Source organism: Stenotrophomonas sp. PD6, assembly GCF_049199305.1.
Taxonomy (GTDB): domain Bacteria; phylum Pseudomonadota; class Gammaproteobacteria; order Xanthomonadales; family Xanthomonadaceae; genus Stenotrophomonas.
The window spans coordinates 1-12,555 of the sequence record NZ_JBLZQD010000002.1; the positions used below are offsets into that span (position 1 = coordinate 1).

At 66.5% G+C, this 12,555-nt stretch carries 10 protein-coding genes and 1 pseudogene; 7 read left to right on the forward strand and 4 right to left on the reverse strand.

Annotation, left to right across the window (positions count from 1 at the left end):
* The 4 genes and pseudogenes from ACOZHM_RS03025 to tkt form a co-directional block, all read left to right on the forward strand.
* Positions 1 to 330 (forward strand): annotated as a pseudogene (locus tag ACOZHM_RS03025) (protein BatD); the annotation flags it as partial.
* Positions 331 to 396: 66 nt separating this feature from the next.
* Positions 397 to 1,722 (forward strand): dicarboxylate/amino acid:cation symporter, encoded by a 1,326-nt coding sequence (locus tag ACOZHM_RS03030; RefSeq protein ID WP_421567481.1) that lies wholly within the window; start codon positions 397 to 399, stop codon positions 1,720 to 1,722.
* An 81-nt stretch (positions 1,723 to 1,803) separates the two neighbouring features.
* Complete coding sequence (locus ACOZHM_RS03035) at positions 1,804 to 2,229, forward strand: hypothetical protein (RefSeq protein WP_421567482.1); 426 nt, start codon at positions 1,804 to 1,806, stop codon at positions 2,227 to 2,229.
* A gap of 282 nt (positions 2,230 to 2,511) precedes the next feature.
* Positions 2,512 to 4,521, forward strand: coding sequence for a transketolase (gene tkt / locus ACOZHM_RS03040; RefSeq protein WP_421567483.1), 2,010 nt, complete (start codon positions 2,512 to 2,514; stop codon positions 4,519 to 4,521).
* Between the two features lie 571 nt (positions 4,522 to 5,092).
* On the opposite strand, the gene ACOZHM_RS03045 is transcribed toward tkt, so the two are convergent.
* Positions 5,093 to 7,045 carry an acetyl-CoA hydrolase/transferase C-terminal domain-containing protein gene (locus ACOZHM_RS03045; protein ID WP_421567484.1) on the reverse strand — a complete coding sequence of 651 codons (1,953 nt, stop codon included), beginning with the start codon at positions 7,043 to 7,045 and terminating at the stop codon, positions 5,093 to 5,095.
* A 125-nt stretch (positions 7,046 to 7,170) separates the two neighbouring features.
* Between ACOZHM_RS03045 and ACOZHM_RS03050 the strand changes: the two genes are divergently transcribed.
* Complete coding sequence (locus tag ACOZHM_RS03050) at positions 7,171 to 7,536, forward strand: BlaI/MecI/CopY family transcriptional regulator (RefSeq protein ID WP_421567485.1); 366 nt, start codon at positions 7,171 to 7,173, stop codon at positions 7,534 to 7,536.
* The gene (locus ACOZHM_RS03055; protein WP_421567486.1) at positions 7,529 to 8,752 is read left to right on the forward strand and encodes a M56 family metallopeptidase; all 1,224 of its coding nucleotides are present in this window, start codon (positions 7,529 to 7,531) and stop codon (positions 8,750 to 8,752) included. The genes ACOZHM_RS03050 and ACOZHM_RS03055 overlap by 8 nt, the downstream gene beginning before the upstream one ends.
* Positions 8,753 to 8,807: 55 nt before the next feature.
* Here the strand turns inward: ACOZHM_RS03055 and ACOZHM_RS03060 are convergent, their stop codons facing one another.
* From ACOZHM_RS03060 to ACOZHM_RS03070, 3 genes are all read right to left on the reverse strand, one after another.
* On the reverse strand, positions 8,808 to 9,614 hold the full coding sequence (locus tag ACOZHM_RS03060; protein WP_421567487.1) for an MBL fold metallo-hydrolase: 807 nt from the start codon (positions 9,612 to 9,614) through the stop codon (positions 8,808 to 8,810).
* Positions 9,615 to 9,624: 10 nt separating this feature from the next.
* The gene (locus ACOZHM_RS03065; protein WP_421567488.1) at positions 9,625 to 10,440 is read right to left on the reverse strand and encodes a S1/P1 nuclease; all 816 of its coding nucleotides are present in this window, start codon (positions 10,438 to 10,440) and stop codon (positions 9,625 to 9,627) included.
* Positions 10,441 to 10,578: 138 nt separating this feature from the next.
* Complete coding sequence (locus tag ACOZHM_RS03070; protein WP_421567489.1) at positions 10,579 to 11,205, reverse strand: OmpW/AlkL family protein; 627 nt, start codon at positions 11,203 to 11,205, stop codon at positions 10,579 to 10,581.
* Positions 11,206 to 11,404: 199 nt separating this feature from the next.
* Here ACOZHM_RS03070 and gap point away from each other — a divergent pair, with 199 nt between their 5' ends.
* A complete protein-coding gene (gene gap, locus ACOZHM_RS03075; RefSeq protein WP_421567490.1) occupies positions 11,405 to 12,406 on the forward strand; it encodes a type I glyceraldehyde-3-phosphate dehydrogenase in 1,002 nt (333 codons plus the stop codon).
* Positions 12,407 to 12,555: the final 149 nt, after the last annotated feature.

Here is a 12,555-nt window from a genome sequence, read left to right on the forward strand (position 1 = left end):
GCCGTGGCGGGCGTTGCCGCCCCGCCGGCGGCGCCCTCGCGCGCCGACCTGCGCCGCGCGCTGGACAGCGGCAGCCTGGATGAGGTGGTGTCGGTCCTCGGCGCGATGGGAGGCGTACGCGGGCTGGACGCGCTGCTTGCGCATCTGGCCGACGATGCCCAGCGCGACGCCCTGCGCGCCATGCAGGCGGCCCGCTGGAGCCAAACCGGCGGCGATGTGGCCCAGGCGCGCCAGGCACTGCGTCGCGCCTTCCATGACGGACCACACTGGCGGCCCCGTCCGGCGGCGGAGAACACTGTCCTGCCTCCCCTCTATCCTTCGGGACGCTGAGGGGCGTGCCGGTCCCGGTGGCCGGCTTTGCTAAGCTCATTTCATTTTTTCAAGGAACGCCGCTCCATGACTGAGGCCGCAACCCCCCGGCAGAAGCTGCCATTGCATTGGAAAATGGCCATCGGCTTCGGGCTCGGCCTGATCCTTGGACTGGTCGTGCATGCCGTCGGTGGCAGCATCCCCTGGATGCCGGACGCCGCGCGTGCGGTGATGACCTACCTGACCACGCCGCTGTCGGGCCTGTTCCTCAACCTGATCTTCATGCTGATCGTGCCGCTGATCTTCTCGGCGCTGGTCATGGGCGTGTCCGAGATGGGCGATATCCGCTCGCTCGGCCGGATCGGTTGGAAGACCCTGGCCTACACCGTGCTGCTGTCGGGCATCGCGGTTGGCCTGGGTCTGGTGCTGGTCAACCTGCTCAAGCCCGGCGTCGGCGTCGACCCGGCCATGGCCCAGCAGCTGCTGCATGAAAATGTCGAGCGCAGCCGCGAGATCGTGGCCAACATCGGCGAGCAGCCCAAGGGCATGGACATGCTGCTCTCGATCGTGCCCAGCAACGTGCTGGCGGCCGCCTCGAGCAATGGCGCGATCCTGTCGCTGATGTTCTTCGCGCTGATGTTCGGCATCGGCATGGTGCTGTCGCCGGACGAGAAGACCGCGCCGCTGCGCAAGGTGATCGAAGGCGTGTTCGAGGTCTCGATGACCCTGATCAACCTGGTCATCCGCCTGGCGCCGTATGCGGTGGCCTGCTTCATGTTCAACCTGGCGGCGATCTTCGGTTTCGACCTGTTGATCCGCCTGGGTGCCTACGTGGGCGTGGTGGTGCTGGCGCTGGGCCTGCACATGGTGGTGACCTACGGCGCGGCCGTGTGGCTGTCGGGCCGCTCGCCGATCGGCTTCTTCCGCGACACCCAGGAGGCCACGGTGATGGCCTTCTCCACGGCGTCCAGCAACGCGACGCTGCCCACCGCGCTGCGCGTGGCCGACCAGATGGGCTTGCCGCAGAAGGTCTCGCGCTTCGTCCTGACCGTGGGCGCCACCGCCAACCAGAACGGCACCGCGCTGTTCGAAGGCGTCACGGTGATCTTCCTGGCCCAGTTCTTCGGCGTGGACCTGAGCATCACCCAGCAGTTGATGGTGATGGCGGTCTGCATCCTGGGCGGCATCGGGACGGCCGGTGTGCCGTCGGGTTCGCTGCCGGTGGTGGCGATGATCTGCGCCATGGTCGGCGTGGATCCCATGGGCATCGGCCTGATCCTGGGTGTGAACCACTTCCTCGACATGTGCCGTACCGCGCTCAACGTGACCGGCGACCTGGCCCTGACCACCCTGGTGGCGAAGGGAGAAAGTGATGACAGTCACATTCCTGGCCCTGTCGCATCTCGCGATTGAATGCGCGATTGATGCCGTGGATACTGCTCCGGCGCATGGAAGGCGCCGGGGTTGGCGTCGTGCGGGGAAAGGAGCAAGTCAATGAGGAAGATGTATCTGGTCGTGGCCGTACTGGGCCTGCTGGCGTTCGACGTCAGCGCGAAGTCGGACTGCAAGAACTACGAGGTGGAAGGCAGCTACCTGGCCGGCCGCCGGTTCAGCAATTGGGACGTGGTCCCGGTGAGCGCGGATGTGGCGTTCAAGCGCATCAAGATCGAGGGTGTGACCTCCGGCCTCACCGTGAAGTCGGAAGACAAGGAATCCGGTCTGCTGATGTTCGAGCAGAGCGTGTCCGGCGGCAAGGGCAGCCAGATCACGCTTCCCTGGAATGTCGTGATTACCCCGGAAAGCAAGACCTCGTCCAAGGTCAAGATCATCAAGACCACGCCGTCGGGCTACATGACCGGCGAAAAGTTCCAGCGCGAATCCATGTGCGCCGTGATCAACGCGGCCACCGGCGAAAGCTGATCACCCCGCTGTGAACCGAAAACGCCCCGCCCAGCGGGGCGTTTTTTGTGGGTGCGTCCTGGTTTAGGAACATGAAGATCGGTGCAGTTCGCATCTGGTGGAACAGCCCCCTTCTGTTAAGGGGGCGCGCCGCCAGGCGCGGGGATAGGTGGCATGCCCGGGGCCCGCGTTTCGCTCGCGAAACGTGGGTCGCTATTGGCGCTCGGCGCAAGCGCGCCAGCGCTGGAGCTGCGACAATAGGCAGCCCGCAGCTCCGCGGGAGCCTCTGACCCCGACAGAACCATGACGCAGCCCACCCGCCGCCAGTTGGCCAACGCCATCCGCTTCCTTGCCGCTGATGCGGTCGAAACCGCCAAGTCCGGGCATCCCGGCATGCCGATGGGCATGGCCGATATCGCCGAAGTCCTCTGGAACGACTATCTCCGTCACAACCCGAACAACCCGACGTGGTTCAACCGCGACCGCTTCGTGCTCTCCAACGGCCACGGCTCGATGCTGCAGTACGCGCTGCTGCACCTGAGCGGCTATGACCTGCCGATCGAGCAGCTCAAGCAGTTCCGCCAGCTGGGCAGCAAGACCGCCGGCCATCCGGAACACCATGAAACCCCCGGCGTGGAGACCACCACCGGTCCGCTCGGCCAGGGCCTGGCCAATGCGGTCGGTTTCGCGCTGGCGGAGAAGCTGCTGGCACAGCGCTACAACCGCCCCGAACACGCGATCGTGGACCACCGCACCTGGGTGTTCCTGGGCGATGGCTGCCTGATGGAAGGCGTGTCCCACGAAGCCGCCTCGCTGGCCGGCACCTGGGGCCTGGGCAAGCTGGTCTGCTTCTGGGATGACAACCACATCTCGATCGACGGCAACACCGCCGGCTGGTTCACCGACAACACCCCGGAGCGTTTCGAGGCCTATGGCTGGAACGTGGTGCGCGGCGTCGATGGTCATGACCCGGAGAGCATCAAGGCCGCCATCGACAGCGCGCTGGCGCAGTCGGACAAGCCGACCCTGATCTGCTGCCGCACGACGATCGGCTTCGGTTCGCCGGGCAAGGCCGGCAAGGAATCCAGCCACGGCGCCCCGCTGGGCAAGGATGAGCTGGAAGCCACGCGCAAGCAGCTGGGCTGGAACTACGGTCCGTTCGAGATTCCCGAAGAGATCTACGCCGGCTGGCGTGCAGGCGGTACCGGCACGCTGCGCCAGGCCGAATGGGAGCAGCAGTTCGACAAGTACGCGGCGCAGTTCCCGGCCGAAGCCGAAGAACTGACCCGCCGTTCGCAGGGCGAGCTGCCGGCCGACTTCGTCGCCAAGGCCGATGCCTACATCGCGCAGGTCCAGGCCGAGGGCCAGACCATTGCCTCGCGCAAGGCGTCGCAGCTGGCCATTGAAGCCTTCGCGCCGCTGCTGCCGGAACTGATCGGCGGTTCGGCCGATCTGGCCCATTCCAACCTGACGCTGTGGAAGGCCAGCAAGTCGGTCGCCACCGACGACCCGAACGCGAACTACGTGTATTACGGCGTGCGCGAGTTCGGCATGACGGCGATCGCCAACGGCCTGGCGCTGCACGGCGGCTTCATTCCGTTCGACGCCACGTTCCTGGTGTTCAGCGATTACGCCCGCAACGGTGTGCGCATGAGCGCGCTGATTCCGGCGCATGCGATCCACGTTTACACCCACGACTCGATCGGTCTGGGCGAAGACGGCCCGACCCACCAGCCGGTGGAGCACCTGGCCTCGCTGCGCTACATCCCGAACAACGATGTGTGGCGCCCGTGCGATGCGGTGGAGTCGGCGGTCAGCTGGAAGTCGGCGATCACCCGCCAGGACGGCCCGAGCTGCCTGGTGTTCAGCCGCCAGAACCTGCCGCACCAGCCGCGCAGCACCGAGCAGGTGGCGCAGATCGCACGCGGCGGTTACGTGCTGGCCGACGCCGAAGGCGGCACGCCGGACGTGATCCTGATCGGCACCGGTTCGGAAGTGGGCCTGGCCGTGGCCGCCAAGGCCGAGCTGGACGCGGCCGGGATCAAGACCCGTGTGGTCTCGATGCCGTCCACCGACGTGTTCGAGCGCCAGGACGCGGCGTACCGCGAATCCGTGCTGCCCAACGCGGTGCGCAACCGCGTGGCGGTGGAAGCCGGCGTCACCGGCTTCTGGCGCCAGTACGTGGGCCTGGACGGCGCGGTAGTCGGCATCGACACCTTCGGCGCCTCCGCGCCGGCCGAAGCGCTGTACAAGCACTTCGGCATCACCACCGACCACGTGGTGTCCGCAGCCAAGGCACAGCTGGCGAACTGATCGCCAGCAGCTGTTGAAACAAGAACGGCGCCTCCTGAAAGGGAGGCGCCGTTTTTTTTGACCAGCAATTGCCTGCATACACGCGGTAGAGCCGGGCTCTGCCCCGCTGCGTCACTGGGTACACGCAACGCGTAGAGCCGGGCTCTGCCCGGCTGCTTCACGCATTTGGGCGAACAGCCTGTAGCCAGCGGTTTCCTGGATTTGGCGGGACGGTGCGGGTTCGCGGGGGACGCTGCAAGTACGTCCATGTAAGCTCAGTCGCCGCATCCATGCGGCTCATGCCCCCGCAAACCCACCCCGACCCGCCTTTGACAGTGACCGGTGGCCATGGAAACAGCCGGCGCGAAGTGACACGCCACGCGTGTCTGCCGTTTCCAACCGCACACGACCATGTATGGGGGCGGCCGGCGGGTAGCCCCCGGAGGGACGCTAGAAAACATGGATGTTTTCTAGCAGCCCCCATGGATGGGTTCACGGCGTGTCCCGGAGCGGGGCTGCCCGGCGGCCGCCCCTGCACGTATGAATCAAGACGCTGCTCTTCACGCAATGCCGGATGCAAGAAAACGCGCGATCACCCCGTGCGCGCCAACCCCAACCGCACCAACCGCGCTTCGATGCGTTCGCCGAATGTCTGCGGTGCCTCCAATCCCATCCGCTGCAGGTAGACCACATCGCCGTCGCCGGCGGGCTGGGTCAGCGCGGCGAGCACCGTGCGCAGCTTCGCGCTGCGCGTCTGGGTGTTCTGTTTCAGCCAGCCCAGCGCCTTGACCAGATGCTGCTCCACCTCGGTGAAGTCGCTGCCCAGCGGGTAGTCGGGCAGCACGCCGGATTGGCGGAACGCCGCCAGTGAGGCGCTGACCGCGCGGCCGGTGTTGCGACGCGCCCAGTGCTCCGGTGCCACGAAGTCCGTAGCCAGCTTCTTCGAGGATTTCGCCGTCTGCAGCAGCGTCGCCTGGAAACTGGCGTCGGTGATGCCCGCCATGCCGATCACGCAGTCCTCGTCGGTGAGGTTGCGCAGGTCGGCAATGCCGTATTCGTTGATGTAGATGTCGCGCAGATGGCGCGGAATCGTCGTGTGGCCATAGTTCCAGCGCACGTTCGACTGCAATGCGCCCTTGTCCTCACGCACCGCGCGGAATAGCAGCGCGCTGCGCGCCTCGGGCAACGCGTGGGCCATCGCCACGAAGTTGTACTGCCCGCCCACGCCCGAAACCACGCGCCCGTCTTCCAGCGCGTCGGACACCGCCGCGCCCAGCGCCGTGGCCATCATGCAGGAATTGAAGAAACGCGCGTGCCGGCGCTGCAGCCGCTCCAGCGTTTCATTGCCGCCGTACAGCTGGTTGATCTCGCTGATGCGGCGCATGCCGATCGCGCGGCGCTCGTCTTCGGGCAACTCGCGCAGCCATTCGTAGAATTCCGGCGAGCCCAGGTAGAACGCGCCATGCAGATACTCGCCTTCCGCCTCGAGCGTGGCGTGGTCGATGGTCAGCGTGCTGCCGCTTTCGATCCGCTCCATCAGCGCCAGGTCGTCGTGCACCTTGCGTCGGATCACGCCCGTCTGCACCAGCCGACGGAAGCCTTCGTTAAGCATCTCGCTGCAGCCGTACAGGCCGATCTCGAACGGGTCCAGGCCGCCGCACTCCAGCACCGTGGGATGGCTGGCAAGGGTCGGGTCCAGCGCGTGCAGGATCTGCCGGTAGCGCGCGTTGTCCGTGTGCCGCAGCACCAGCGCGTGGCTGATCGCGTCGGCGAGTGTGCCGATCCCGATCTGCAGCGTGCCGCCGTCGCGCACCAGCGCGCTTGCGTACAGCCCGATTGCGTAGTCCGCGTCGCTGACCGGCTGGCGCGGCAGCCCGAACAGGGCCGGGTAGGGGCCGGGCGGGGTGATGACCAGATCGAAGAACGACACGTCCACCGTCGCCGTCCCGCCGAGGTAGGGCAGGTTCGGGTCGATCTCCGCGATCAGCAGCGGGCGCGGCAGCCCGCGCGCGGCCATCGCGTCCAGCGTGTCCTGGGTGATGTCGTTGTTGCACGACAGCGACAGCCGGCGGTCGTCCGGGCGCATCGCCACCTTCTGCACGATCGCATGCGGCGCGCGCTGCGCCACCGCGTCGGCGGCATGGGTGTAGTTGAGGCTGGTGTAGCCGCGCTGGGCCTGCGCCGATACCAGCAGCGCACCGGACTGCATGTAGAACTCTTCCACCTGCACATGCGCGGGCAGGCGGTCGCGTGCGACCGCGTCGGCATAAGCCAGGCGGGGGAAGTCCGCCCCGAAGTGGCGCTCCGCGAACGGCGCCATGAAGCGCGCCTCCAGCCCGCCTGGCGCAGGGCGGGGCGGGTTCAACGACAGGGCGGTGTAGATCTGCAGCGGCCGCGACGGATCGTTTTCGACCCGCGCGTACAGCGCGTTGAGCAGCCGGTGCGGCTTGCCCAGTGCCAGCGGCGCACCGATGCGCAGCGGCCCGTCAACACGCTGCAGCAGCCAGTCGGTTGCAGCGTCCAGGTCGGTGAGGTGCTCGGTCATGCGGTGCGTTCCTGCGAAGTCATGAATGCATTACAGCACTTCCGGTTTGAACGGACCGCGACGCGGGGGCTTGACACCCTGAAAGATTACGAGCGTAATCGGCACATCGATTACGGACGTAAATGATGAGCCAGATCAGCGAAGCCGAAGCCGTTGTCATGGAAGTGCTCTGGAACCGGTCGCCATTGGGGGCCGACGAGGTGGTCGCCGCCCTTGCCGACCGCGACTGGGCCGAGCCCACCATCAAGACCCTGCTCAACCGGCTGCTCACCAAGGGGGCGATCAGCGCCAGCCGCGATGGCCGCCGTTATCTCTACTCGCCGGTGCTGCAGCGGCAGACCTGGGTGGCCGAGCAGAGCAGCGGGCTGCTCGACAAACTGTTCGCCGGCCGCGTGGCGCCCTTGGTGGCGCACTTCAGCCAGCGCGGTGAGCTGAGCGCGCAGGACATCGCCGAACTGAAGAAGCTCATCCAGGAGCTGGACCATGACTGAGCTGCTCGCGTCCCTGCTGCTGGCCAGCGTCTGGCTCGCCATCGCGGCCTTCCTGCTGGCCGCGCTGCGCCCCGTGCTGCGTCGTCTGGGTGGCGCGGCGCTGGTGTACCGCAGCTGGTGGCTGTTGCCGCTGGTGCTGGTGGCGCCGCTGCTGCCATTGCCTCCGCTGCCGCTTGCCGACGGCGCGCCGGTGCTGGCGCTGGGCGCAGCACTGCGTGCGCCGGCGCTGCCGGAGGATGCGGTGCTGTGGCCAACCCTGCTGGCGGCGCTGTGGGCGGCCGGTGCGATCCTGGCCGTCGTGGTCCAGTGGCGCGGCCAGCGCCGCTTCGAGCGCGGCATGGGCACGCTGCAGCCGCGTCGCGATGGCAGCTGGCAGGCCAGCGCCGACCCGGGCCTGCCGGCGTTGGTGGGGTTGTGGTCGCCGCGCGTGGTGGTGGGGCCGGATTTCGACCAGCGTTTCAGCGACGCCGAGCGCCGCTTGATCCTGCAGCACGAATTCCAGCACCGCCGGCATGGCGATCAGTGGGCCAATGCCGCGCTGGCCGTGCTGCGCTGCCTGTTCTGGTTCCATCCGCTGCTGCCGTGGGTTTCGCGCCGCTTCCTGTGCGACCAGGAACTGGCCTGCGACGCGCGCACGCTCGACATGCATCCGGCCTCGCGCCGGCTCTACGCCAACGCGCTGCTGAAGGCGCAGTTGGTCCACCCGGTTGCGCCCATGGCCTGCCACTGGCGCAGCCAACCGATGTTGAAGGAGCGTATTGCCATGATGAAGGAACACAAGCGCAAGGCATTGCCGTGGGTGACCGGTCAGGTCGTGGTGGTGGGGCTGTGCATGGGGCTGGGCGCGGTGGCCTGGGCCAGCCAGGGCAGCACACGGATCAGCACCCAATCGGTCCAGTCCACGCAGGAAGATACCTCCGGCGCGTCGTTGGAACGGCCGGTCACGATCGACAACATGCCGCCCCCGAGCTATCCACGCAGCGCGTTCGAGAACGGCCAGACCGGCAAGGTAGTGCTGCAGGTGGACGTGGATGCGCAGGGCAAGGCCACGGATGTGCGCGTGCTCAGTGCCACCAACCCGGGCGTGTTCGACGCGGCGTCCGTCGCCGCAGCACGGCAGTGGACCTACCGGCCGGCGATGAAGGATGGCAAGGCGGTGGCGAGCGCGGTCCGCATTCCGGTGAACTTCGCCATGGACGAAACGTTGACCGAGTAGACGGCATGCGTGGCTGCGCGCTGCCGACCGAAGAACAGCCACGCATGGCGTGGCTCTACCCCCCAGCCCCGCCCTGGATATTCGCCTTCACCGACGGGTGCATCAGCTTCGGTTCGGCCAGCGTCGCATCGCGGGCCCGGCGGGTGGCCACGAACTCGGCCTCGCTCACGCCCTCATGCAGGTGGATATTGTGCGCGCGCTGCTCGCCAATCGTGGTCTCGTTGGCGAATTCGCGCCCGCCCGGGCCGTAGTCGTGGCAGATGAACACACGGGTGGCATCGGGCAGCGCGAGCAGGCGGTGGATCGAGCGATACAGCAACGCGGCATCGCCACCCGGGAAATCGCAGCGGGCGGTGCCGCCGTCAGGCATGAACAGCGAATCACCGGTAAATACCGCATCGCCGATCCGGTACGCCACGCTGTCACTGGTATGGCCGGGCACGGCAATCACCTCGGCGTTGATGTCACCGATGTCGAAGCGCTCGCCGTCCTCGAACAGGTGATCGAACTGCGAGCCATCGGTCGGCACGTCCAGCGCGTAGCGCGGTGCGAAGGTGCGCTGCACCTGCACAATGCCCTTGCCCATGGCGAGGGTCGCATCGGGCCACTGGCCTTTCAGCCAACGCCCGGCGCTGACATGGTCGGCATGGGCGTGGGTTTCCAGCAGCCAGCGCACCTGCAGTGCCTGCTGTCGCACGTGCGCCAGCAGCGGTTGCAGCGGGGCCGAGCCGAGTGCATCGGTGTCGGGGTCGTAGTCGAGTACCGGGTCGATCACCGCGGCCTGCCGTGTTGCCGGGTCATGCACCACGTAGCTGAAAGTATGGCTGTCGGGGTGGAAGAAACTGGCAACGTGCAGCGACATGACGGTGACCTCAGCGTTTACCCAATGTGTCGTTGAGCAGCACGGCCAGGCGTTCGCCAGCCAGGCGCAGTTCGGCGTCGGCGACCGGCAGGTACGTCGCGGTGTACTCGGGCCCGAGCGTACGCTGGGGCGGGTAAACGCCAGGTGCAATGGCGATACGGCAGCTGGCCTCGGCCCACTTGACGGCGTCGACATCGATGCGCGAATGCTTGCCAACCTTGGGCGCGGGCAGGGCATTCAGGCGCTCGGTGTACTGGTCGTCGTCCAGCTTGAGCGTGTTCAGCATGCCGCTATCCCACAGCGAGTGCAGGTTGGTGCCGCGCCCGCTGAACTGCACCTGGAAGTCGTTGCCGCCCTTGTCCTTGCCGTAGCCGGCATGCATCGGCTGGTGGATGTCGCCGACGAAATGCACGACGAACTTCAAGGCCTGGGCGCGCTCGGCATCGGAGCGGCTGCGGTCGCCAAGGATGGCGGTCTGCACCTTCAGCGCCTCGACCACGCAGTTGCCGCCGCGGCAGTGGCGCTCCACTTCATAGTGGCAATCGTCTTCACCGATGTTCACGTAGTGCCAGCCGGCCGAGCGCTTGCCCAGGCCGGGGTCCTTGGCGCGCAGTTCGTCGGCCCAGGGTGCTATGGCGGCCAGGGTAGGGGTGGGCTCGTTGGCCAGCAGGCGGGCCACTTCCGCGCGTGTCTGCGGGGTCAGGTGCGCTTCGGCAACGCGGGCAACCAGCCGGTGGCCCTGAGCGCCCCAGGCCAGGGCGTCGGTGGAGACAAGGGTGAGGGCCAGCACGAGCGCGCCGGTCGAAAGCAGGGAGGGCATCTTCATCGTCGGCATTCTAGCCGGCCTCCCGCCGGGCGGCTTGCCCCTATCGGGCGTGCTGGCGTCGCACAAAAAAAATCCCCGGCCGGAGCCGGGGAAATACGTTGCTGCGAGAGGTGTAGCTGTCCGGTTCTGATCCGCCGATCAGAACTTGAACACGTAGGACACGCCGTAGACCAGCGGGTCGATGTTGACGGTGCCGAGCTTGTTGCCGTCCAGCTTGACGTCGCTATCGATGTCGATCCAGCGTGCGTCAACGCGCAGGGAGCCCTTTTCGCTGATGGCGCAGTCCAGGCCGAGATGTGCGGCCAGACCCCACGAATCGTCCAGCTTGAGCTTGCTGCCGGCCAAGGCGCCGCCGGTTTCTTCGCTGAAGAAGGTGGTGTAGTTCAGGCCGACACCGACGAACGGGGAGACCTTGCCCTTGCTGTTGAAGTGGTACTGCAGGGAGACCACCGGCGGCAGGTGCTTGGTGCTGCCGACGCGGCCGAGGCCGTCGATGTTGATGTCATGCTTGAACGGCAGGGCGGCCAGGATCTCGATGCCCAGGTTGTCGGCGACGAAGTACTCACCGGTGATGGTCGGCTTGATGTCGCTGTCGACGTCGACCTTGAGGCCGCCGGCCAAGGTGCCATTGCTGGACTTGGGGGCCACCTGGTGCACGCCGGCGGAAATCGTCCAGTCGCCCTTGGACTGGGCCATGGCGGGGCTGGCAGCCAGGACGAGGGCGGCGGCGAGGCTGGAGAGCAGGAGGGGGGAGGTCTTGCGCATGTGACGGTCTCGTGGCGGGTGGAATGGGGCCAGTTTTCCCGTCGGCGCGGCGCCGCGCCTTGATCCGGATCAATCGGCGGTAATTGCGGTTGTAACCGCTTCCCATCCCGATTACGAGGGCCGGGGCGGGCCGGGCTTTGCTAGAATGGCGGCCCTTTCCATCGGCGCCGCCCTGTCGCGGCTGCAGGAGCTTGTGAACATGGCAATCAAGGTTGGCATCAACGGTTTCGGTCGCATCGGGCGCAATGTGCTGCGTTCGGCCGTGCTGAATTTCGGCAATGACATCGAAATCGTGGCCATCAACGATCTGCTGGAGCCCGATTACCTGGCGTACATGCTGAAGTACGATTCGGTGCATGGTCGCTTCAAGGCCGAGGTGGAAGTGTCGGGCAGCGATCTGCTGGTGAACGGCAAGAAGATCCGCCTGACCCAGGAACGCGACCCGGCCAATCTGAAGTGGGACGAGGTCGGTGTGGACGTGGTGATCGAATCCACCGGTCTGTTCCTGACCAAGGAAACGGCGCAGAAGCACATCGATGCGGGCGCGAAGAAGGTGATCCTGTCTGCGCCGTCGAAGGACGACACGCCGATGTTCGTGTTCGGCGTGAACGACAAGACGTACGCCGGCCAGGCGATCATTTCGAACGCGTCGTGCACGACGAACTGCCTGGCGCCGCTGGCCAAGGTGATCAATGACAAGTGGGGCATCAAGCGTGGCCTGATGACGACGGTGCATGCCGCGACGGCAACGCAGAAGACTGTGGATGGTCCGTCGAACAAGGACTGGCGCGGTGGCCGCGGCATCCTGGAGAACATCATTCCGTCCTCGACCGGTGCAGCCAAGGCGGTCGGCGTGGTGATTCCGGAACTGAACAAGAAGCTGACGGGCATGAGCTTCCGCGTGCCGACGTCGGACGTGTCGGTGGTCGATCTGACGGTGGAGCTGGAGAAGGAAGCCACGTACGCGGAGATCTGTGCCGAGGTGAAGGCGCAGAGCGAAGGCGCGCTGAAGGGCATCCTGGGCTACACGGAAGACAAGGTCGTGGCGACCGACTTCCGCGGTGAAACCCACACGTCGGTGTTCGATGCCGACGCCGGCATCGCGCTGGACAGCACCTTCGTCAAGCTGGTGTCGTGGTACGACAACGAGTGGGGCTACTCCAACAAGTGCCTGGAAATGGCCAAGGTTGTTGCTGGGTAATGCCGGCCCGTGGCCGGCAACTTTGCACGGCCACAGCGCATCTGAAAGAACGGCGGACTTCGGTTCGCCGTTTTTTTTTGGTAGGTGCCCACCGTTGGTCGGTACTCGTGGACGGTACGTGTCGCCGCGCTTCGCGCGGCTGGTGTTGG

Excerpts from the sequence above, each read along its gene's own strand:
- ACOZHM_RS03030 (WP_421567481.1), top strand. The coding sequence starts at position 397 with ATGACTGAGGCCGCAACCCCCCGGCAGAAGCTGCCATTGCATTGGAAA.
- ACOZHM_RS03035 (WP_421567482.1), top strand. The coding sequence starts at position 1,804 with ATGAGGAAGATGTATCTGGTCGTGGCCGTACTGGGCCTGCTGGCGTTC.
- tkt (WP_421567483.1), top strand. The coding sequence starts at position 2,512 with ATGACGCAGCCCACCCGCCGCCAGTTGGCCAACGCCATCCGCTTCCTT.
- ACOZHM_RS03045 (WP_421567484.1), bottom strand. The coding sequence starts at position 7,045 with ATGACCGAGCACCTCACCGACCTGGACGCTGCAACCGACTGGCTGCTG.
- ACOZHM_RS03050 (WP_421567485.1), top strand. The coding sequence starts at position 7,171 with ATGAGCCAGATCAGCGAAGCCGAAGCCGTTGTCATGGAAGTGCTCTGG.
- ACOZHM_RS03055 (WP_421567486.1), top strand. The coding sequence starts at position 7,529 with ATGACTGAGCTGCTCGCGTCCCTGCTGCTGGCCAGCGTCTGGCTCGCC.
- ACOZHM_RS03060 (WP_421567487.1), bottom strand. The coding sequence starts at position 9,614 with ATGTCGCTGCACGTTGCCAGTTTCTTCCACCCCGACAGCCATACTTTC.
- ACOZHM_RS03065 (WP_421567488.1), bottom strand. The coding sequence starts at position 10,440 with ATGAAGATGCCCTCCCTGCTTTCGACCGGCGCGCTCGTGCTGGCCCTC.
- ACOZHM_RS03070 (WP_421567489.1), bottom strand. The coding sequence starts at position 11,205 with ATGCGCAAGACCTCCCCCCTCCTGCTCTCCAGCCTCGCCGCCGCCCTC.
- gap (WP_421567490.1), top strand. The coding sequence starts at position 11,405 with ATGGCAATCAAGGTTGGCATCAACGGTTTCGGTCGCATCGGGCGCAAT.